Source organism: Pseudomonas sp. DC1.2 (assembly GCF_034351645.1).
Classification (GTDB): domain Bacteria; phylum Pseudomonadota; class Gammaproteobacteria; order Pseudomonadales; family Pseudomonadaceae; genus Aquipseudomonas.
The window spans coordinates 1,931,083-1,951,805 of sequence record NZ_CP133782.1 but is presented as its reverse complement, the minus strand read 5'-3'; the positions used below and the strand labels follow the sequence as shown (position 1 = coordinate 1,951,805).

Below are 20,723 nucleotides of genomic sequence, written 5' to 3'. Positions count from 1 at the left end.
CGAGCCCACGCTCAAGCACAGTCATCGCGGCGCTTGAACATCAGGAGCCTGCCGGAATGCGTACTAGCCTCTCCCATAACACCCTCGCGCTGGATCTGCCCTCCTCCCTCCCTGTTGCCAACGCTCATGATCAAACCTATCAAGCCCCGGTGGTACTCAGCCCGCGTTTGCACAACAAGGACCTTGCACCCACCAAAGCCGAAGGTCGGCGCTGGGGTCGTTACAGCATCTTTGCCTTGTGGACCAACGATGTACACAACATCGCCAACTACTCATTCGCCATCGGCCTGTACGCACTAGGGCTGGGCGGCTGGCAGATTCTCTTGTCTCTCGGGATCGGCGCTGCGCTGGTGTATTGTTTCATGAACCTGTCCGGCTACATGGGCCAGAAGACCGGTGTGCCGTTTCCGGTCATCAGCCGGATCAGTTTCGGCATTCACGGCGCGCAAATTCCTGCACTGATCCGCGCCGTTATCGCCATCGCCTGGTTTGGCATTCAGACGTACCTGGCCTCGGTGGTTTTTCGCGTACTGCTGACTGCGGTCCATCCCGGCTTCGCCGATTACGATCACGACTTGATACTCGGGCTGTCGAGCCTGGGCTGGGCGTGTTTCGTGACGATCTGGTTCATACAGTTAGCGATTCTGGCCTACGGCATGGAGATGGTGCGGCGCTACGAAGCGTTTGCCGGACCGGTGATTCTGCTGACCGTCGCCTCGCTGGCCGGATGGATGTACTTTCAGGCCAACGCGACCATCGCCTGGTCGATCCGCGAACCGCTGACCGGTGCCGAGATGTGGCGCAACATCTTTGCTGGAGGTGCGCTCTGGCTGGCGATTTACGGCACGTTGATCCTCAATTTTTGCGATTTTGCCCGGTCCTCACCCTGCCGTAAAACCATCAAAGTCGGCAATTTCTGGGGCCTTCCGGTGAATATTCTGGTGTTCGCCAGCATCACCGTCCTGCTGTGTGGTGCGCAATTCCAGATCAACGGAAGGATCATCGAAAGCCCGACCGAGATCATTGCCTCAATTCCCAACACCTTCTTTCTGGTGCTCGCTTGCCTGGCGTTCCTCATCGTCACCGTGGCGGTGAATATCATGGCCAACTTCGTCGCGCCGGCCTTCGTACTCAGCAATCTGGCGCCCAAATACCTGACGTTCCGCCGCGCCGGGTTGATCAGCGCCACCATCGCAGTGCTGATCTTGCCGTGGAATCTCTACAACAGCCCGCTGGTGATTGTGTACTTCCTGTCCGGACTCGGCGCCCTGCTCGGCCCGTTGTACGGGGTCATCATGGTCGACTATTGGCTTATCCGGAAAGGTCGGGTCAACGTGCCGCAGTTGTACAGCGAAGACCCAACCGGGGCTTACTACTACAGCAGCGGGATCAATTTACGTGCGGTTGCAGCGTTCATTCCCGCCGCATTAATCGCCATTGTCCTGGCGCTGGCACCAGGTTTTCACAGCGTTTCACCGTTCTCTTGGCTGGTTGGCGCCGCGATTGCAGGGATGCTTTACCTGGTCATCGCCAAACGGCAACCCTACTACGCCGATGTCAGCGGTGAAGCCATCGCGGTCGATAACGTCAGCCACTAATCCCACTAATCCCACGCGCCCCGGCACCTGCAGGTCGCAGAACCACCCCGTTATAAGGACTTCCCATGCGAATTCTCGTGGTCAACGTCAACACCACCGAATCCATCACCCAAGCCATCGCCCGCCAGGCTCAGTCCGTGGCCGCGCCCGGCACAGAAATCATCGGCCTGACGCCGTTTTTCGGGGCAGAGTCGGTGGAAGGCAATTTTGAAAGTTACCTGGCGGCCATCGCCGTCATGGACCGGGTCATGTCCTACGACCAGCCTTTTGATGCCGTCATTCAGGCCGGCTACGGCGAACATGGCCGCGAAGGCTTGCAAGAGCTGCTCAACGTGCCAGTAGTCGACATCACCGACGCTGCGGCCAGTACCGCAATGTTCCTTGGCCACGCCTACTCAGTCGTCACCACCCTAGACCGCACCGTGCCGCTGATCGAAGATCGGTTGAAGTTGTCAGGGCTTTGGGACCGTTGCGCGTCGGTGCGTGCCAGCGGTCTTGCCGTTTTGGAACTGGAGTCCGATCCACAACGTGCCCTGGAGGCAATCGTTCGGCAGGCGGAATTAGCGGTGCTTGAGGACAAGGCCGAGGTGATTTGCCTGGGTTGCGGCGGCATGGCTGGGCTGGATGAGCAGATCCGTCAACGCACGGGCGTACCGGTGGTGGATGGTGTCACGGCGGCGGTAACCCTTGCTGAATCGCTGGTAAGGTTGGGATTATCGACCTCCAAAGTGCGTACTTACGCGACCCCGCGGCCCAAAACCATCATTGGCTGGCCGGGGCGGTTTGGGCGCTGAGTTCAGCGCGCGCCCGCCCATTCAACAAGCCACGGGACGACGCTCCAGACCCGGCCCGACACAGCAAACGCCTTGCACCCTGTAAATCCTCGGGCAAGGCGTTCTTCATCGATCTTTCAGCGTTGCCAATTCGGCGCCCCCACGCGCTGTCGAAATGAGCGTTGGAGCGCACTCGCCTTCACCGACACATCCACCAGGTTCGTAGACGGTTTAACTCGTCCGGCGCACGCGCTTAAGGCGCCTGATGCGATGCCATCGGCGAAGGAAAAGTGCGCGCAATCGAGACCCTGTTCGATAACCCTGCCCCAACGCCCTAATTGAAATGGCCGGCCCCCCCTCGTGGCACTGGCGAACCACCCAAGGGATAGGGCATGACGACCGATATCACGGTAAAAGAATAGCGGCCATTGTCAGTCGGTTTTTTTCAGCATATCTTATACAAAACCTATACAAGGTATGCGCACATGTACAATATAGAGCCGTGGCCCCTGACGCTTTACTTTGACGGTGAATGCCCGCTCTGTGCTCGAGAAATCAAAATCCTGCGCCGACGCGCTACGCAGGCGCGACTGCTGTTTGTTGACATCAGCATCGATGAGTTTGACGCCAAGGCGCTGGGGTTCACGCACGAGCAGATGCAGTCGTCACTTCATGCCAGCTTCGCCGATGGCCGCTGGGTGACGGGCCTGGACGCCACCCTATGGAGCTGGCGAGCAGCCGGTCTGGGTATTTGGGCCACCCCGCTGACGTGGCGTGCAATGCGGCCGCTATTTGCAGTGGGTTATAGCGTGTTCTGCCGTTTACGCCCGCATTTGGCATGGCTACCTCATCCTGATGGCAGCCGTCGCTGCCGCGGCAACCGCTGTGCAGTGCCGGCGCCGGCGCCGGCGCTAGGCGCTAGGCGATCAACCTGATTTGAAAACAAAGTAGACCTGAAAAGTCTCACGCGGTTGTTCGCCCAGCAAAGAGTCTGGGTCACAGATGCTGCTCTACAGGAGCCTGCGTTATTTGCTTCAAACCTTACGTGACAAGCACGCCCCTAAGATAAAGGTCGGCGTCACATGAAGTGCAGCATGGCTGCGAGGAACCAAAATGAACTCATCATTAGTCGAGCATTACCGTGAAATTCTCGTCGGTGTAGGCGAAAACCCCGAGCGCGAAGGACTGCGAGACACTCCCAAGCGAGCAGCCAAAGCAATGCAGTACCTATGCAATGGCTACACGATGAATCTGGAGGAGGTGATCAACGGCGCGCTGTTCGAATCGCAAAACGATGAAATGGTCGTCGTTCGCGATATTGAGCTGTATTCATTGTGCGAGCATCACATGCTGCCGTTCATTGGCAAGGCTCATGTGGCGTACATCCCCACCGGAAGGGTACTGGGCCTGTCCAAGGTTGCCCGAGTGGTCGATATGTTCGCCCGCCGCTTACAGATACAGGAAAACCTTACAAAGCAAATCGCAGACGCCATTCAGCACATCACCGATGCCGCCGGCGTGGCCGTGGTCATTGAAGCCAAGCACATGTGCATGATGATGAGGGGAGTGGAAAAGCAAAACTCGGTGATGACGTCGTCAGTAATGCTGGGAGCCTTTCGCGAATCGTCCGCTACGCGTCACGAGTTTTTGCAACTGATTGGACGACGCACTTAACGCCACACGCAACATGCCGTAACGCCATGCCTGCAACAACAGGGTGTGGCTGAAGCCGAGATTACTGACTGTCGTCCTCTCCACCCATGCAGGCATTGCGCGCAGTGGCGCGGCGCTGACGACAAACACTCGCCCCTCGCCACTTGAAGAACAAGAACACCGTCATAACGAGAGCAAAACCAAACAACACTGAAAGAACGAGCATTACCAGTCCCCTGCTCTATTACTGAACCAAAACATGTTGACCCCGCCGACAACGCGCTAAGCAGTAGCACCTTTAGCCCTATTAAGCGGATCGCTACGTGTACCCATTTCACCGGACTCTGTCTAATGAATAAGATTCGCCGACTGTGCCTGGTCTTGGGTGACCAGTTGTCCTTTGACCTGGCGTCATTGAAGGAGCTGGACACCGCGCAGGATAGGGTGCTGCTGGTCGAGGTGATGGAGGAAGCCAGCCATGTGCCCCATCATCCGCAAAAAATTACGCTGATCTTCAGTGCCATGCGCCATTTTGCCAAGGCATTGCAGCAACGTGGCGTCTCTGTGCAGTACGTCACCCTCGACGACCCGCAAAACACCGGATCGGTGCCAAGTGAATTACAGCGCTGGCAGTCGCTGCTGCAACCGGACGAGCTGCACCTGACAGAGTGCGGTGACTGGCGTCTTGAGCAATCGCTTAAGGACTGTGACTCTGCGATCGAGTGGCATGCCGACACCCGCTTTCTCTGCACTCGTGCCGAATTCTCTTCCTGGGCTAAAGGCAAAAAGCAGCTGCGCATGGAGTTCTTCTACCGTGAGATGCGGCGCAAGAGTGGGCTCTTGATCAATGGCGACGGAAGTCCGGTAGGAGGCGCCTGGAACTTTGATGCAGAAAACCGCAAAGCGTTGCCAAAAGGGGTGATTGCGCCCTACCCGGCACGCTTTGGCGCAGACTCGATTACGCAAGAAGTGTTAGCGCTGGTAGAGAAACACTTCGCCAGCCACTACGGTTCTATGGACACCTTCGACTACCCAGTGACCCACGCCGATGCCAAGGCGCTTTGGGACTACTTCCTGGATTATGGGCTGGCTGCTTTCGGCGACTATCAGGACGCCATGGCTTGTGACGAGCCCTACCTGTTTCATGCTCGTATCAGCGCTGCGCTCAATATCGGCCTGCTGGATATGCGTCAGCTGTGCAGCGATGTCGAAGCGGCGTATTGGTCGGGCAGGATTGCCCTGAACGCTGCCGAAGGCTTTATCCGCCAACTGATCGGCTGGCGTGAATATGTACGGGGCGTGTATTGGCTGAAGATGCCTGACTATGCTGATGGCAACTTATTCGGTAACAGCAGGCCGCTTCCAGCGTTCTACTGGACAAGCGAAACGCAAATGAACTGCATGCGCCAAGCCATCGGCCAAAGCCTGAAGCATGCCTATGCCCATCACATCCAAAGACTGATGGTCACTGGTAACTTTGCCCTGCTCGCCGGTATCGCCCCGAGCCAGGTATGCAACTGGTACCTGGCGATCTACATGGACGCCTTCGACTGGGTCGAGCTTCCCAACACACTGGGCATGGTCATGCACGCCGATGGTGGTTTTCTGGGATCAAAACCTTACTGCGCCAGTGGTCAGTACATAAAGCGTATGTCTGACTACTGTCGCAACTGTGCATACAAGGTCAGTGAAAGCACCACGGACAATGCATGCCCCTTCAATTCGCTCTACTGGCATTTCCTGATGCGCCACAGTGACTTGCTGCGCGGTAACCAACGCATGAGCATGGTCTACAAAAATCTTGAACGCATGCCTGATGCCAAGCAGCAAGCACTCTGGCAGCGAGGCCAGGCACTCTTGGCCAAACTGGATGCTGGAGAATCACTTTGAAAAAGAGTGAACTGCCGGTCAAAGTTTGTGCCGTCTGCGAACTACCATTCGCCTGGCGCAAGAAATGGGCGCGTTGTTGGGGTGAGGTGCGTTACTGCTCGGAGCGTTGCCGACGACGCAAAGTTCTTGAGCGCTGAGCATGGCAAGGCAAGGCACCGATGATTGGGCTTGCGCAGTAAGCCCTCAGGGTGGCTGAGGCGCCTGTTACGCTCAATCGTTCATAAAAAAAACGCCGGCCCCTCCTGATCAGATGACCGGCGTTTTTGGGTCGAGACTTAGCGAAACATCAAGTCCACTCGAGCGCTGGCAAGCCACAGGCACTCGGTTTGAACGCTTTCAACGAACGAAGAATGCCATCGGCGTGAGCATACTTTTCATCAGCCATGGCCGCATCCGGGATCGCAATCGCGGTCATCCCCGCCGCTTTCGCTGCCGTGACACCAAACGGCGAATCCTCGAATACCAGGCAATCCTCGGGGGCTACTCCCAAGCGCCGCGCTGCCGTGAGAAAAATATCCGGCGCCGGTTTGGCTGCACCGACTTCTGGATCATCAGCGGTGACGATAAAATCGAACAGCGCAAACCAGTCGCGGTGCAAAGTGGTCTTCTGGACGAACGACTGACGCGACGAGCTGGTGCCTACCGCTATTGGAATGTTGTTGGCCTTCAAGTGCCGAACCAGTTCCTGCGCACCGGGCATTGCCAGCGCCGAAGGGAAACGTTCGCGCATCAAGGGCTCGCGGATCACCAGAAACTCTTCGGCAGTGATCGGCAGGTCAAGCGCCTCGACCACGTAACGCGCCAGGTCACCCGCGCCACGGCCGATGATGTTCTGTTTGACACTCCAGTCGAAAATCCGGCCATAGCGCTCGGCGATGATCGAGGTGACCTCGGTGTAAATGCCCTCCGTGTCCAGCAGCAAGCCGTCCATATCGAAAATCACGGCCTTGATTGGGCCGAACTCATTACGCGGTGCATTCATCACATCGGATCCGTTTTTAATGACAGGCCAGGCGGCTCAGGTGCAGCCAGCTCCCGGATTGATTAAAGGGTTCAGCAGCATAGCGAGCGCGGTTAACCCAGGGCAACGGGCAATACCAGATGACCGCAAAAACCTACTTTCAGGTATTTGCCGTGATTTAGCGATTCCCCCTACAACAAACACCGCCTTTCCCGATTTTTTTCTCGCTTGATTCCCCGCAAAGTCTCGCGTTCTATTTGATCCGCGCGAGGGAGTGGGAATGTTCGATCCCAATAGGCTCCAAGCCTTGAACAACAGCATCGCCCTGCGGGTGATCGCCGCCATGAATCCAGCCTCACGCGACGCCGAAGCGCTCATCAGTGCGCCGAGACGTCCTCTTGAAGATTTCGAGGCCCGCTTACGATGGGGCGGGCTCAGCACACAAACTGATTTCAGTCGTTATGACCGGACACCCGCGCACCCGCACCCGCTCGCTGGTAGTAGCCCCTATGGCGAGTCATTGACCTGCCTACACGGCTGCTCTTTATCGATGGTCTCCGGCGAAGAACAGCTCAAACTGACGGACGGCGTGCTCGATGGTTTGCTACCGCTTGCCTTTACCCGGCTCTATCGCAGCAGCGCAGTGAAAATCGATTGCGGATTAGGCTGGGGCTGGAGTCACTCCCTTGCTCATCGACTGGAGCAGGACAGTGAACAGGTGGTCTGGACGGACCACGAAAACCGTTGTACGACGTTTGCGCTACCGAGCGTCAAACGTCCGGCAACTCCTGACGGTCACGCGCGCGCAACGCTTTATTTGGGGGATGAACCACAGGAATTGATCCTTGTGGTGACAGGCGACGCAACCCGGATTTATTACTTTCAGAATGGGCAACTGGCGCGGATCTGTGATGCCTACGATAACCGCTTGCACATCGCGCGCGACGCACAGGGTCGTATTCAACGACTCGACAACGGCGCTGGTCGGTCACTACTGTTGCGCTACGAGCGGCGCCACATCGTTGCCATTGAATATCAGACGCTTAGGTCTACCGGGGCGTTGGCCGCGCCATGGCGTACAGTTCAGACACTCGTTTCCTACAGCTATGACGCGCGCCACCGTTTGGTCGAAGCCACCAATGCTGCCGGCGAAAGCGAACGGTACGACTACGACGACCAGCACGTTATTCTCCAGCGGCAATTGGCGGGTGGGGCGAGTCACTTCTGGGAGTGGCAATACCGCGGTAAAGCCTCACGGTGCGTGCGACATTGGGCATCGTTTTCGCAGATGGACAGACGGTACGTCTGGGATGACGCGGGTGGCGTTACGGTCCAAAACGTCGACGGTAGCGAAGAAGTGTACGTCCACAATGATCAGGGACGACTGATACGAAGGGTCGCGCCGGATGGTGGTAAATATCTGAAGGATTACAACGACGAGGGTCTGTTGATCGCCGAGCAAAATCCGCTCGGGGCAATAACCCGCTATCGATATGACGAGTTCGGACGACTGACTGAGGTGATCCCACCCAAAGGCGAGTCGACCTCCTACGAGTATCGCAACGGTTTCCTTCATGATTGCCATCGCCAACAAGCACATTGGAAGACTCGCCGTAACGCTCAAGGTGACGTGACTGAAGCGACCGATCCTGACGGGCATGTCACCCACTATCAATACGACGCAAAGGGTCAGTTGGTATCTATTCGCTATCCGGACACAAGCGACTGCTCCTTCGTCTGGAGCGAATTGGGCCAACTGATCGAACAGACCTTACCGGACCGCAGTCGACGAAATTTTACCTACGATGTTTTGGGCCGACGCATAACCCGTCAGGACGAATACGGCTCCGTGACCCGTTACCAATGGGACGCTGTTGGTCGACTGACCCAGGCAATACGTCCGACGGACGCCACACGGACCTTCAGCTACAACGCCTACGGCAAGATTACTGCCGAACAGGATGAACTGGGACGTGTCACCCGCTACGAATACGCCGACGACTTACACGTGATCTGCCGGAAAATCAATCCTGATGGCACACAAGTGCGTTATCGACACAACAACGCAAAGCTGCTGCTGACGGAAATAGAAAACGAGTCCGGTGATCAATATCAGTTGGACTACACACCGAACGGATTAATCCGACAGGAAACCCGGTTCGACGGCCATCGCATTGTGTACACCTACGACCTCAACGGCCACGTGCTGGAAAAAACCGAATTCGGGAACGACGGCTCGCAACGGATCACCGCTTATCTGCGGGACACGTCCGGGCAATTGCAGGTCGAGACACTGTCGGACAACACCAAGGTCATCTATCACTACGACAACCTCGGTCGTCTGGCTGGCATTGATAACAACCTGGATCATCCGCTGGCGTTCGAATACGACCAACAGGATCGGTTGATCGCAGAACATCAGGGTGAGGACACCTTGCGGTATGAATACGACGCTTGCGGCCAACTGAAGCACTTGCGCCTACCGGACAACAGCAAGCTCGACTACCACCACGCCACCGGCGGTGCGCTAACAGCTATCGATCTAAACGGTGCAAGACTGACCTCGCATACGTTCATCAGCGGCCGCGAACAAACACGGCAGCAAGGTGTACTACTGAGCGAATACACCTACGACGATCAGTGCCGCTTAAAAACTCACGTCGTAGGCCAAGCAATGGACACCCTGTTTCGACGAGATTATTCCTACAGCCAAATCGGCAATCTCGATAACATTACGGACACCCGCCACGGCCAGCGCAGCTATCAACATGACGTGCTCAACCGACTGATCTGCGCTCGCGACTCCCGAGATCATCTACCGGAAAACTTCGCCCACGACCCGGCAGGTAACCTGTTGATGTTAAATCGTCACGGTTCGGCAACCGTTAAAGGGAATCGCCTGCTGATGCAAGGCGGCCGTCACTATGACTACGACGCCTACGGCAACCTGATACGCGAACGCCGCGACACGGCTCACAAACTCGTCACCCAGTACCACTATGACTGCCAGCATCGGCTGATCAATGTCACCCTGCCAAACGGCCGAACGGCGCACTACCGATACGACGCCCTCGGCCGTCGCATCAGCAAAACCGTCGATAACAAAACCACCCGGTTTTTCTGGCAAGGTAATCATCTCGTTATCGAAAGCAGTAACGACCATTGCCGCAGCTACATCTACGAACCAGACACCTTGCGCCCTTTGGCCATGCTCGACAGCAAAGGCCCACACCCGGCAAGCACGTTCTACTACCAACTTGACCACCTCGGTATGCCACAAGAGCTGACCGACTCAAGCGGGGTAATTGTTTGGGCGGCTCAATACACAGTTTATGGCCGACTAACTCGCCTCAATCGCGATACCCACCAGTTTTTTGAGCAGCCGCTGCGGTTTCAGGGGCAGTACTTCGATAACGAGACCGGTTTGCACTGCAACGAACATCGTTACTACAACCCGGATATCGGAAGGTATCTGACACAAGTCCCAATGAGCTTGGCGGGTGGGCTGAACGGGTATGGATATAGTCTGAATCCAGCGGAGTAACACGATCGTCAAACCAAAAAACGATTGATCTGACGGTGTTCACTCTTCATCTTCAGACTCAGCTTCATCCGGATCACGTGCATCGTCGGCATCGTTGAGCGGGACCGTTGCATCATCCATCAGCGAACCGGGGTCTTCGTTGCCGGGATCGTTGATAAACGGCAGACCACTCGGGCCCTTTTCTTCATTGCCTTCGGTTTCGGGTGTCATGGCATGCCTCGCAACATTCAGGATGTGTGTATGACGTTCGAGGCGGACCATGAGCAAACGTTCCGGACGTCCTATTCCCAAAAACGAAAAACCCGGCGCTAAGCCAGGTTTTTTTACGCAGATGGATCAGAGTCAGTGATTCAGTTGCCCTTACCCAGATTGCTGCCGACTGCGCCGCCAGCTGCTCCGCCCAGGCCCGCGCCGAGGGTGGCACCGTTCCTGCCCCCAAGGCTGTTACCGATAACAGAGCCGCCCGCCGCGCCGACACCGCCGCCAATGGCTGCTTTGGTCCGGCTGCCTTTACGTGCCGCAACGGCACTGCCTGCTGCACCCGCTACGCCAGCACCAATCGCTGCTCCGGTGCTGCCGCCCATTTTCTGACCGACCACATTGCCCAAAGCGCCACCCAGACCACCACCGAGCGCAGCAGTACCGTCGCCCGCGGCCATTGCACCTTGAGCAATCAAAAGCCCAAAAACCAAAGCTGGCAGTGTTAAACGCATAACGAGAACCTCAAAAAGGGGGGGACAGCAAATGGTACAAATTGAATGCATTAGAGCAGGCGAAGTCCAGAAAAATGGGCTCTTCGCGCTATTGGCGACAATTGGACAGCGATTATGGAAAAGGTTTTATAACAGGATTCGAGTAGGAGGCGGCTTCACAGCCGCCGTCCTCTCACACCACCGTACATACGGTTCCGTATACGGCGGTTCAGGTTATACGGCTAAGCCGGTTTATCGTATCCAGTATCGAGACCAGCCCGAGTCCATCCCACAGTTTCTTCGGCAGCGCCTGATTCATATGTGGCGCTCCCGAGCTCCACCATGGACCTCGACCGTTGAACGCTGATTTGCAGGCACGCGCTTCGCTGAGTCCTAAGCGCATCAAGTTGCGCGCCCTCGTAGAGGGCTGCTTCCATTGACGCCAGATGATGCAGCGAAGTTTATGCCGCACCCAGCCGTCCAGTTCCTCAAGGGGCCGCTTGCTCTGACTCAGCTTGAAGTAGCCAGCCCAACCGCGTAGTACGGGGTTTATCCGCTCGATGACGTTCGCCATCTTGTGGCCCCGCGCTCCGCGCAGCAGGTCTCTGAGTCGGTCGCGTAAACGACCCAGACTCATCGTCGCCACTCTTAGCCTCGGCTGTTGATGCCAGCTCATCCCATAACCCAGATAGTCACAGGCCCAAGGCCGTACCACACGGCTCTTTTCCCGATTCAGCGTCAGTTTCAGACGCAGGTTCAGGAAACGCTCAACACTGGCCATCACTCGCGCCCCAGCACGACGACTGCGCACATAAATGTTCGCATCATCGGCGTAGCGCACGAAGCAATGACCCCGCCGTTCCAGCTCGCGATCGAGTTCGTTGAGCAGGATGTTCGACAGCAACGGCGAGAGCGGGCCGCCTTGCGGCGTCCCTTCCTGCCGTCGACTGGCGATACCGCCTGACATCACGCCGGCCTCGAGGTAACGGCGAATGAGCCTGAGCACACGCTTGTCTTCGATTTGACGCTCTACATAAGCCATCAATACATCGTGGTTGACCCGATCAAAGAACTTCTCAAGATCAAGCTCCACACACCAGCGGTGGCCCGCCGCCACATGGGCACGGGCTGTTTCGATGGCGTGGTGAGCGCTTCTGTTTGGACGAAAGCCGTAGCTGTAGTCCGAGAACAGAGGGTCGAAGATTGGCGTGAGCTGTTGCAGCAGAGCCTGCTGGATCAGGCGATCCATCACATTGGGGATACCCAACTGACGGGTTCCGCCTTTGGGTTTTGGGATTTCGACGGCGCGCACACCTTGCGGGTGATACTCGCCGGCCAGCAGCCGCACCTTGAGGGTCGGCCAATACTGATTCACATAGTCAGCCAATTGGTCGACCGTCATGCCATCGGCACCCGGCGCACCCTTGTTGCTGACCACGCGTTGATACGCACGCTTGAGATTTGCCGGTGCAAGCACCCGCTCCATCAGCGTGTCCGGCTCCGCGTTCGTCCACGCCACAGACGCCGCCGATGCCTGCGCACTGCCAGCCGTCGCCCGCGGATTCTGTCCGGAACTTGGGGTCACAGTTCTCCCTCGGAGAAATTTCTGCTTTTCGACATTCGACGAGACTCTGACGCCTACTGGCGGCATAACCTGTTCAGCCCTTGGTGACGGGGTTATTCGTCACTTACTACGGCCTCGGCTGACTTCTGCACGCTCATCCCGTCGCCTCACGACGCTCGGTAGCACAATGGCAAACGTGCAGATCTCCCAGGGTAATTCGCGCGACCTTCCTGCTTATGCCTGTCGGATCTACGTCGTAGCGTTCCGTGCAAGTATCGGGCTTTGGTAATCATGGCCACCTTACCCCGCTACGCCGCCTCATCCGCTTCCTGTTCGTCAGGCCAGCATTTTGCCTAAGGCTTCCTTCAGATTCGCAGTCACCCGCGACACCCTTGCCTTCGGCTAACACTTCCCCTTGCCGGGTGTGTAGAGGACTTGCACCTCCAAGTCACCAGCGTGGCCACCACAGCCAAACTGGTTGCGCTTGCGCGCAACGCGCCATGCCTGGCGCACCAAAAAAAAGCCCGCTGGGGAAACGGGCTGGAGTATTGCTTTCTAACGGATGAGCTGAGACTACGTAGCGCCGTGTGAAAAGTTTGTGAAAGAAAACACGCAAAAATAGCTGCATGCCTTTAGGAAATATCGCGGGGATCAACCTACCCAAAATGAAAAACCCCGCTCAACGGCGGGGCTGCTTTCTAGTCGGCTACTTCCTGGAGGACGCTGCCACCTTAGGTAAAAATTTCGCTTTCGGTCCTCTGAGCGCAGCCAATTTAATCTTGTCGGTCTTTACCTGATCTTCACCAAAACTCGCCACATATTCTGTCTGGCCGCACTGCACGCAATTATTGATAGGAAATTCAGCCCCATCGTCTTCGATATACGGATCAGTCATTTGTTCGCCCCTTTTCAAATAGGTCGATACCGGCAACTCCCGTTCTGCCTCGAAAATATCGACCACCTGTAGTTTCCAGACTAGTTGGTCATTACTGGACCAAGCGCCCACAAACCACCTGCCCGACGAATGGTTTGTCACTGTCCAGGTCACCACCTGCCGCTTATGGTGCCGCAATTTCTTACCGAAAGTGTGATGCGAGAACGATTGCTTGAACTGGGGCACTGGCCTGAGTTTGGTTGTGAGCTCGTTGGCTAGTGGGCGCCGATGGCGGCCGTAGCTTTGTGCGCCATACGCTCAATGTCGACTTTCCGGGTAAGACCCTCGGGGTTCGCGCTTTAGTGACCGATGCTTTGATAACAGGTCTGTCACGTGACTACTGGCATCGCTTCGGTGATAGCGACATGACAAGACAGATATCACTGTGCCCATTTGCCGGGACCGAGCTGTTTCAGATACAGGGCCCGATCCCGCTCGACGGCGACATTGATCTTTGCGCTGAAGGGCTGACTGCCCTGATGACGGAACGCGCCGGCCGTGACGATATTTGTATCCACTCCGTGTTGTGGTCATCGGCCTACACCATGAGCGCTCGACTGGCCGATCACTATCGCGTCGGCCAAATTTTTCTCGTTGGGGATGCTGCTCATATTCATCCTCCGACCGGTGGCCAAGGCCTCAATACCAGCATTCAGGATGCCTATAACCTCGGTTGGAAGCTGTCGGCGGTCATCAAGGGGGCGCCCGAAACGCTACTTAATAGCTATGAAGAGGAAAGACGGCCGGTCGCTGCGTCGATGCTCGGTCTGGCGGCGCAACTTTTTGAGTCCATGAAACAAGGCGATAGGCGTCGTGGCCGCGAGGTGCATCAACTCGATATCGGCTACCGCGAAGCCACGCTCGCGCTTGAAAAACCAGACCGAAGTGGCCGTTTGTCAGCGGGCGCCCGCGCCCCCGATCCGCCGATCCGGGGTGCAGCCGGCCTCTCGACGCGGCTGTTCAACTTATACAAAGGAACACATTGGACATTGCTGGGCTACGGGCTGGAGCATGGGTTAGTGCAACCTCGTCCAGGACTGCATATCCATACCTTCGGCCCACGCGGCGACCTCTTTGATGATCAAGGACACTTTTATGACGCTTACGAACCCGCCATCGGCGATTGGGTGTTAGTGCGCCCTGTTGGCTACATCGGTGCCATCGTCACGAATGACGAGGTCGGGACGTTAGAGGGTTACCTCGTACAAGCAGGGCTAAGTGCAGCCAATAGCTGTTGTCGCTAATGCGATTCCACCTGTTCTCAATGATTGCCGCTCGCGTTGCAGACGCGCCTGATGTTTTTCTCACTGGACCGGAAGATTCGACTTATGAAAGCACACGATCAAGCACAATCCTGGGCTGGCTTCCAATCCGCGAATCGCTTTTGCAGAGCCATTCGTGAGTTTGACTCGACCTCGATTCCGGAGGAGGAGTTCTTTGCATTACTTGGTGAAGCAGCGTTCGCCCCTTCAAGTGGAAATTTGCAGCCCTATGAACTGCACTGGATTAAAGACCCCACCTTAAAAGCACGCATTGCACAGGCATGTAATGGGCAGAAGGCGGCGGCATCGGCGACAGACCTTGTTGTCGTTGTGGCAAGTCCCGCACTCGGAAAGCAAACCGCAATAGCGCAACCTGAGCATGTTGAAGCCTCTTGCACACTTAAGCCGAAATCGAAAGTCTACCGCCGCAGCCAAATCGGCAAGTTTCAGAAGATTCTCGGGGTCGGATCGTCAGCCTTCTGGTCACCGCTTCTTTATATTGCGGCATTGATTCGCCCCACGCTGTCCCTGCTCCCGGTTGGGAGCACTGGCAGTCGGCATTGGGCGGCACGCAATGCGATTTTTGCGGCGCAAACCTTGATGCTTGGAGCGTCGGCGAAAGGGATTGGCTCATGCCCAATGGAGGGCTTTTCTGCGCAAAAAATCGCTGCGATTCTAAACCTGCCTCGAGCCTCTGTGTTCCCAATAGTTATCGCATTTGGATATCGTTCGGATGGCGCAAGGATTGAGGAGTGCTGGCGTCGCCCAATAAAGGACCTGATCATTTCACACTAGGCATAGGGCCGAAGGTCTATGAAATGCTGATGAGAGGCGAACGCAAAATACGGATACGTTGTTCGGAGTGATAGGCGCCTGCTTCCGTAAATCTCAGGAACGCTCGCGAGCACTGCGTGCAGCCCCAAATGCTTGAAATGTTGTAGGGGAAAAATTCAAAGTAGACAGGAGCGTCTTCGGACCAGAAGTGGGTACCGTTCGGGTGGTACTCATCAAGGGTGAGGTCTTCCTCATTATCAACATTGATTTGGCCTATGAAGCGCAAGAGAGTGCTTAACTCCAGTGCTTTGGGCAACGTCTCCCAGCCCTGCGATAAGCCTTGAATACACGAGCAGGCCTTTGACTCCAATGAAGAGCCTTCGGCGATCTGCCTAATATTTTCTTCTGTCAGTATCATTTTTTATGAAGCTCCAGACGGTGGCCACTCAGTTTCGACTCTTGCTTAAAACTAGCCTGTTCAAAAAAATCTCAATTTTAGGTAAAACAAATTGCAATATTTTCGGCATGGTATGGATAGGCAGCTGGCAGCACGCGAAATACAACGCCATGGTTGGGGATAGGCTGACGCCAAGAGCTGACCATAATAGTCCAACATTTCTATTGCCGCCGTTGAGTGCCATCGTGAACTTCAATATCAGTGACCCAGGGTATAAAAAGCCCATGAGCAGTTGCAGACAAATATTTATACCGTAGGCAATGGCTATCATTGAAATGGCCAGCGAGGGCTCATCCAGGATAATTTTTTGCAGTCCCGCCATCGTCCCTATTGCAAAGAGGAAAAGAGCAATAACGACAATACCGTCGACAGCCATACCGTGTGTGGCAACAAACGTTTGTGAAAAGCGACGTATCAATATTGCAGCCCCTTCGGCGCCGCCTATTAATATGAGCAGCCTGATGGCCAGATCAATAGGGTCCATGGAGAGTGCAAGACCGTCTGCAAATACGTGGAGTATCAGCGGAGCGGTGACAGGGATAATTGCCATTGAGCAGAGCGCGGTCACCAACGACATGGAAGGATCAAGCCCCAGCATTCTCGCTACCGCTGCATTTCCACTGGCCGGCGGTGCGGCAACGGCAATGGCTATAGCAAGGGACAGCTCCTGATTACCGCTGAGGTAGAGCGAAACCATTCCGAAAAAATAAGGGCAAACAACCACCATCAAGGCTGGAAAGATCAGCGATATCTTAAAGTTTCTTGCCGCTTTGATTACTTCAGCGTTATTGATGCGTAAGAGAGTGCCCAGAACAAATATGAACACCATGACGGGCAGCAACGGTCTCGCCAAGTCAGCAAGATAAGGGACAGCCAATCCAATCGCGCAACCGGATGCGAGTACGGTAGGTCCTCTGCGCGTGATTTCAGGCAGGATTCTATGCATGTAGGCGTTCTCAAGACGGCGTCCCTCTCAGGACGCTTTTATTAGGCGCGGAGTGTTATTTCAGGTGTGACGGATGGCGGTGGGGAGTTCTTGGATTGTCTCACTACCAAGCGCCCATCAATCAGAACCGAGGTGATGCTCGGAAGATCACCGCTACTGAAGCTGCCCAGTACGCTGGGCTCTGCTCCACCGAGAGGGCCGCAGGCGATCAGAATATCGGCTTCTCTTCCGACGCTCAGAATCCCGCGGTTCAACTTCCGCACCTTTGCAGTGTTGCCTGTTGCGAAGCAGACGGCCTTTTCCGGAGGCACATCACCGAAACTACTGAGCAAGGCAATTGCTCTGAGCATGCCAAGTGCGGGGACGCCGCAGCCAGCAGGAGAATCTGTTCCAATCACGATCCGATCAAGTTGGTTCATTTCTCGTGCGTAATTCAAAGTGGTCACTGCCGCGAACTCGTTCCCGTTATGTACGATTTCCAAGGCACCCAGACAGCCTTCACACAAACACCGAATCTGGCTTGGGGCCAATGCGGTATAGCCACCATTGATATGCCCGATAATATCGGGCGCAATTTCAAGGATCTCTTCTGCCCCCATTCTCTGAGAGGTGGAGATCGAAGGACCACCGGTGTGGGTAATAGAAGTCATGCCATGCTTGCGAGCCATCTTGACCAACTCAGCTGCGCGGCTTACTGACTTAACGGGGCCTATGCCGACCTCCCCCAACTGGTTAATGCCTTGGGCAACCATGTCGGCAAAGTCCTGATCCGAAAACTCATCATTTAGCAGCGGCGCGCCTGCTTCCATTTTCACCCCGGAAGGACGTGCGCCGGAAAAAGAGCGTTGGGCGGCAATTGCCATTGCGATGGTACCGACTCTATCAGTGGGTAGCCCTGGTACATGCACTTCCCCGGCAGAAATCATGCTCGTGACACCGCCCTGCAATGAGTGCCAGATCCAATTGTGGTTGCCGGAGCGTGGGCTGTATTCCCCTAGGGTTGGGTGCGTGTGATTGTCGATCAAGCCTGGCATGACAGTGCTCTGCTTCGCGTCAATCAGCAGATCTACATTTGAAAAATCTACATTTTCAGCTCGACCGACATAGGTAATCATCCCGTCAACGCTGACCAGTGTGTCTGCATCAATGAGTGGAGTTTCGAGATCGCCAGTCAGGAACGTGCCTATATTATGGATAACTGAGGTATAGCTTTTCGTAGCCGACATTTACTTTAACTCTTGAAGTCAGTGGGCAGTGGGTTCAAATATTCGAGTACCGCTCTTTTTGAACGATCGAAAGTTCCACAAATTATTAGTGAGAAACACGCGCTGGACCCATCGATAGGCGTGACCTTTAGGATCGAAACTCGGTGTGAACTTGTCACGGGAATGCAGCGTAAATCGATTGTTTACGTACACTAATTTTCCAGGCTGTATGTCCACTGCGAGCGCTACTTTTTTCAGGGCATCGTAGAATTTCAAATAGGCGTTTTTTGCTGCTTCATCTACGGCTACAACCATGTCCGGATAAAACGCGGCGGTAACCCTCGGATGAGTTATCGGCCCGGTCAAGATGGGATATAAAAGGGTTTCACTGGATTGAACGCCGCTGTTTCTCCAGCGATAAGGTTGTCGAATTATAAAATGCTTGCCGTATAACAGTTGAATATCTACGTCGCTAAGTGCTTTGAGCGCTTCCCTGGCATCGGCAACCCAGGTCTTTGGACCTGAGGTGTGTGGGTCGCTGCGAACCCCAAGTAGCAGAAGGGCTAATGGCGATGTATCGCCACGGGAATCATACGTCTGAAAAGCGTTTTCAGTGTGTAAATCCAATTCAACTTCCGACCCGTTACCGGTGTATTCGGTTGCCGCCTCAGGGTGCGGTACCAAGTCATTGACCAGTTTCGGTCCCTCATGCCCGATGGAATAAGGTTCTGCAATCAAACAACCTAACGCCACCAATACATTTTCAGAGAGATACCCGTTTTTGAAACCCAAACTGTCAGCGTCTCGTTGTGGACTACCGAACGCATCGTCCACTGGAAGATTCTCGAACACACAGTAAGACGCGTCATCATTTTTCAGTGAATCGAGCTTTTCAATCAAACGCTCCGGAAATACCCGATACGCAGTAGTACGGATCTTCTGGATGTAATTACAGCCCCCTGTTGGCTCGTAGCAAATATCCACAAGTGCATCGCGAATCCCCTCTTTTTCCGCTTCAGTCAGCCGAAAAATATGGGCATCTCTACAGGACTCGTCCATGTACTCACCGTCACAATAGAATTTGTATAAATAGTTATGGCTGGGTTATAAGCCAGGTGATGCCGTGCCAAGTTCTAACTTAAATAGTTTTCCTGCGGCCACGGCATCAAGGTGCCGATTACGCGGCACCCGAATTCACTACGAAGTTGCCGTCTCTTTTTACTGAGCAGAAACGCTTGTCACGGCGTTAACAGCGTGCATTTTCCTGTTGCGCATATGGAGGATTTGCACGACAGCTGCGATAACGGATACCGTTCCTGCGCTGACGGCCAATGTCCAGCCTGGCATTTGCAGGAGCAAAATGAAGCCCCCTGCTGCTGCACCCAAAGCGCTGCCCAGATAGAGCGCCGACTCATTCAGAGCCACCGCAAGATTGCCATCACCTTTATGATCACGTGCAGCAATCAACTCATTGTTCTGAGGCACTTGCAGCGCCCAGCCCACGGCACCCCACAAGGCGATAGGGAGCATTGCAAGCCAAGGCGTTACTGAAGCCGCTACCGGTAATGCAAACAACGAAACGCTGAGGATTATCAAGATCAGAAATGTGAGCGTCGGCCCCTTGATTCGATCCACCAGAGGCCCTACCAAGAAACTGCCCGCCACGCCACCCAGACCCCAGACCCAAAGATAAGGCGCTATGTTGCCTACTCCGCCATAGGCCGGGTCTGCCATTAGCGGAACCATAAAGGTGTACATGCCAAGACTGGCCACGGCCGCCAGAAGCGAAACCACCAGAATGGTCATTACGTTCCTGTCCGCCAGCAGGGCAAGTTTTCGACTCATGGGCATCGCCGGACCTGCGGGAATCGCGGGGAGCTTGAGGATCAGACCTAACCAGGAAACCAGCCCCAGAAAGGCCACCAGCCACAGAGCCATCTGCCAGCCAAATTGCTCGGCGAGTAGCAGACTGACAGGCACCCCAAGCACCGTACCGCTGGCCATGCCGCCCATGATGATTGCAATGGCCTTGCCTCTCAACTCGGGCGCCGATACTGCTGCAGATGCAGCGATGCCCGTTGCGAGGTAGACGCCTGCGCCGATACCTGCCAGCGCGCGACAAACCAGTAACGCGGCAAAGTCATCTACCAAAGCGCTTGCCGCGTTGGCGAAAACGAACAGGGCTAGCGCGACCAACAGACCAAACCGCTGTCGTTGTGCGGGTAGCAGCGCGACGAAGACAGGCGAGCCAATCCCATAGGCCAGCGTAAATGCGGTGACCAGTTGTGCAGCTACGGCTACCTGCACGTCGAAGGCAACCTCGATCATAGGGATCAAGCCCGCGGTCACGTAGGACGCCATCCCTAAGGCAAAGGCGCCAATAGCGATCAGGTAAACCGCCCCCGGTATTGTTTTTGACATTAGTTAGCTACTCCTTGTGCTAAACGCAGAGGGCATTAACACTGACGCC

The 20,723-nt window shown here is 55.5% G+C and carries 18 protein-coding genes and 1 pseudogene; 9 read left to right on the top strand and 10 right to left on the bottom strand.

Annotated features, from left to right (window positions below):
* Window positions 1-56 precede the first annotated feature (56 nt).
* From RHM68_RS08925 to RHM68_RS08900, 6 genes are all read left to right on the top strand, one after another.
* Complete coding sequence (locus RHM68_RS08925; protein ID WP_322221989.1) at window positions 57-1,598, top strand: NCS1 family nucleobase:cation symporter-1; 1,542 nt, start codon at window positions 57-59, stop codon at window positions 1,596-1,598.
* A gap of 65 nt (window positions 1,599-1,663) precedes the next feature.
* On the top strand, window positions 1,664-2,392 hold the full coding sequence (locus tag RHM68_RS08920) for an aspartate/glutamate racemase family protein (RefSeq protein WP_322221987.1): 729 nt from the start codon (window positions 1,664-1,666) through the stop codon (window positions 2,390-2,392).
* A 464-nt stretch (window positions 2,393-2,856) separates the two neighbouring features.
* Window positions 2,857-3,306: a DUF393 domain-containing protein gene (locus tag RHM68_RS08915; RefSeq protein ID WP_322221985.1), complete on the top strand. Its 450-nt coding sequence runs from the start codon at window positions 2,857-2,859 to the stop codon at window positions 3,304-3,306.
* A gap of 178 nt (window positions 3,307-3,484) precedes the next feature.
* A complete protein-coding gene (gene folE, locus RHM68_RS08910; protein WP_322221983.1) occupies window positions 3,485-4,045 on the top strand; it encodes a GTP cyclohydrolase I FolE in 561 nt (186 codons plus the stop codon).
* A gap of 330 nt (window positions 4,046-4,375) precedes the next feature.
* Complete coding sequence (locus tag RHM68_RS08905) at window positions 4,376-5,914, top strand: cryptochrome/photolyase family protein (protein ID WP_322221982.1); 1,539 nt, start codon at window positions 4,376-4,378, stop codon at window positions 5,912-5,914.
* Complete coding sequence (locus tag RHM68_RS08900; protein WP_322221980.1) at window positions 5,911-6,051, top strand: DUF2256 domain-containing protein; 141 nt, start codon at window positions 5,911-5,913, stop codon at window positions 6,049-6,051. The genes RHM68_RS08905 and RHM68_RS08900 overlap by 4 nt, the downstream gene beginning before the upstream one ends.
* A 149-nt stretch (window positions 6,052-6,200) precedes the next feature.
* On the opposite strand, the gene RHM68_RS08895 is transcribed toward RHM68_RS08900, so the two are convergent.
* Window positions 6,201-6,896, bottom strand: coding sequence for an HAD-IA family hydrolase (locus RHM68_RS08895; protein WP_322221978.1), 696 nt, complete (start codon window positions 6,894-6,896; stop codon window positions 6,201-6,203).
* A 499-nt stretch (window positions 6,897-7,395) separates the two neighbouring features.
* On the opposite strand from RHM68_RS08895, the pseudogene RHM68_RS08890 reads away from it, so the two are divergent.
* Window positions 7,396-10,410, top strand: a pseudogene (locus RHM68_RS08890) (DUF6531 domain-containing protein); the annotation flags it as partial.
* Between the two features lie 48 nt (window positions 10,411-10,458).
* On the opposite strand, the gene RHM68_RS08885 reads toward RHM68_RS08890, so the two are convergent.
* The 4 genes from RHM68_RS08885 to RHM68_RS08870 all read right to left on the bottom strand — a co-directional run bounded on the left by RHM68_RS08885 (window position 10,459) and on the right by RHM68_RS08870 (window position 13,570).
* Entirely contained in the window at window positions 10,459-10,629 is a 171-nt protein-coding gene (locus RHM68_RS08885) for a hypothetical protein (RefSeq protein WP_322221976.1), read from the bottom strand.
* A 140-nt stretch (window positions 10,630-10,769) separates the two neighbouring features.
* Window positions 10,770-11,132: a bacteriocin gene (locus RHM68_RS08880; protein ID WP_322221974.1), complete on the bottom strand. Its 363-nt coding sequence runs from the start codon at window positions 11,130-11,132 to the stop codon at window positions 10,770-10,772.
* Window positions 11,133-11,340: 208 nt separating this feature from the next.
* Entirely contained in the window at window positions 11,341-12,762 is a 1,422-nt protein-coding gene (ltrA, locus tag RHM68_RS08875; protein ID WP_322217459.1) for a group II intron reverse transcriptase/maturase, read from the bottom strand.
* Between the two features lie 619 nt (window positions 12,763-13,381).
* Window positions 13,382-13,570 carry a hypothetical protein gene (locus tag RHM68_RS08870; RefSeq protein WP_322223739.1) on the bottom strand — a complete coding sequence of 63 codons (189 nt, stop codon included), beginning with the start codon at window positions 13,568-13,570 and terminating at the stop codon, window positions 13,382-13,384.
* Between the two features lie 284 nt (window positions 13,571-13,854).
* Between RHM68_RS08870 and RHM68_RS08865 the strand changes: the two genes are divergently transcribed.
* Both RHM68_RS08865 and RHM68_RS08860 read left to right on the top strand, forming a co-directional pair.
* On the top strand, window positions 13,855-14,853 hold the full coding sequence (locus RHM68_RS08865) for an FAD-dependent monooxygenase (RefSeq protein WP_322221972.1): 999 nt from the start codon (window positions 13,855-13,857) through the stop codon (window positions 14,851-14,853).
* Window positions 14,854-14,937: 84 nt separating this feature from the next.
* Window positions 14,938-15,666 carry a nitroreductase family protein gene (locus RHM68_RS08860; RefSeq protein ID WP_322221970.1) on the top strand — a complete coding sequence of 243 codons (729 nt, stop codon included), beginning with the start codon at window positions 14,938-14,940 and terminating at the stop codon, window positions 15,664-15,666.
* A gap of 16 nt (window positions 15,667-15,682) precedes the next feature.
* Here RHM68_RS08860 and RHM68_RS08855 read toward each other — a convergent pair whose 3' ends face one another.
* The 5 genes from RHM68_RS08855 to RHM68_RS08835 form a co-directional block, all read right to left on the bottom strand.
* The gene (locus RHM68_RS08855; RefSeq protein ID WP_322221968.1) at window positions 15,683-16,063 is read right to left on the bottom strand and encodes a hypothetical protein; all 381 of its coding nucleotides are present in this window, start codon (window positions 16,061-16,063) and stop codon (window positions 15,683-15,685) included.
* A 28-nt stretch (window positions 16,064-16,091) separates the two neighbouring features.
* Entirely contained in the window at window positions 16,092-17,048 is a 957-nt protein-coding gene (locus tag RHM68_RS08850; RefSeq protein WP_322221966.1) for a hypothetical protein, read from the bottom strand.
* A 41-nt stretch (window positions 17,049-17,089) separates the two neighbouring features.
* Window positions 17,090-18,274 carry an amidohydrolase family protein gene (locus tag RHM68_RS08845; protein ID WP_322221964.1) on the bottom strand — a complete coding sequence of 395 codons (1,185 nt, stop codon included), beginning with the start codon at window positions 18,272-18,274 and terminating at the stop codon, window positions 17,090-17,092.
* 18 nt (window positions 18,275-18,292) lie between these two features.
* Entirely contained in the window at window positions 18,293-19,312 is a 1,020-nt protein-coding gene (locus tag RHM68_RS08840; RefSeq protein WP_322221961.1) for a TauD/TfdA family dioxygenase, read from the bottom strand.
* Between the two features lie 159 nt (window positions 19,313-19,471).
* Window positions 19,472-20,674 (bottom strand): MFS transporter, encoded by a 1,203-nt coding sequence (locus RHM68_RS08835; protein WP_322221959.1) that lies wholly within the window; start codon window positions 20,672-20,674, stop codon window positions 19,472-19,474.
* Between the last annotated feature and the right edge of the window lie 49 nt (window positions 20,675-20,723).

What these genes read in the sequence shown, in the direction of transcription:
- RHM68_RS08925 (WP_322221989.1), top strand. Translation starts at nt 57, where the DNA reads ATGCGTACTAGCCTCTCCCATAACACCCTCGCGCTGGATCTGCCCTCC.
- RHM68_RS08920 (WP_322221987.1), top strand. Translation starts at nt 1,664, where the DNA reads ATGCGAATTCTCGTGGTCAACGTCAACACCACCGAATCCATCACCCAA.
- RHM68_RS08915 (WP_322221985.1), top strand. Translation starts at nt 2,857, where the DNA reads ATGTACAATATAGAGCCGTGGCCCCTGACGCTTTACTTTGACGGTGAA.
- folE (WP_322221983.1), top strand. Translation starts at nt 3,485, where the DNA reads ATGAACTCATCATTAGTCGAGCATTACCGTGAAATTCTCGTCGGTGTA.
- RHM68_RS08905 (WP_322221982.1), top strand. Translation starts at nt 4,376, where the DNA reads ATGAATAAGATTCGCCGACTGTGCCTGGTCTTGGGTGACCAGTTGTCC.
- RHM68_RS08895 (WP_322221978.1), bottom strand. Translation starts at nt 6,896, where the DNA reads ATGAATGCACCGCGTAATGAGTTCGGCCCAATCAAGGCCGTGATTTTC.
- RHM68_RS08885 (WP_322221976.1), bottom strand. Translation starts at nt 10,629, where the DNA reads ATGACACCCGAAACCGAAGGCAATGAAGAAAAGGGCCCGAGTGGTCTG.
- RHM68_RS08880 (WP_322221974.1), bottom strand. Translation starts at nt 11,132, where the DNA reads ATGCGTTTAACACTGCCAGCTTTGGTTTTTGGGCTTTTGATTGCTCAA.
- ltrA (WP_322217459.1), bottom strand. Translation starts at nt 12,762, where the DNA reads ATGCCGCCAGTAGGCGTCAGAGTCTCGTCGAATGTCGAAAAGCAGAAA.
- RHM68_RS08870 (WP_322223739.1), bottom strand. Translation starts at nt 13,570, where the DNA reads ATGACTGATCCGTATATCGAAGACGATGGGGCTGAATTTCCTATCAAT.
- RHM68_RS08860 (WP_322221970.1), top strand. Translation starts at nt 14,938, where the DNA reads ATGAAAGCACACGATCAAGCACAATCCTGGGCTGGCTTCCAATCCGCG.
- RHM68_RS08855 (WP_322221968.1), bottom strand. Translation starts at nt 16,063, where the DNA reads ATGATACTGACAGAAGAAAATATTAGGCAGATCGCCGAAGGCTCTTCA.
- RHM68_RS08850 (WP_322221966.1), bottom strand. Translation starts at nt 17,048, where the DNA reads ATGCATAGAATCCTGCCTGAAATCACGCGCAGAGGACCTACCGTACTC.
- RHM68_RS08845 (WP_322221964.1), bottom strand. Translation starts at nt 18,274, where the DNA reads ATGTCGGCTACGAAAAGCTATACCTCAGTTATCCATAATATAGGCACG.
- RHM68_RS08840 (WP_322221961.1), bottom strand. Translation starts at nt 19,312, where the DNA reads ATGGACGAGTCCTGTAGAGATGCCCATATTTTTCGGCTGACTGAAGCG.
- RHM68_RS08835 (WP_322221959.1), bottom strand. Translation starts at nt 20,674, where the DNA reads ATGTCAAAAACAATACCGGGGGCGGTTTACCTGATCGCTATTGGCGCC.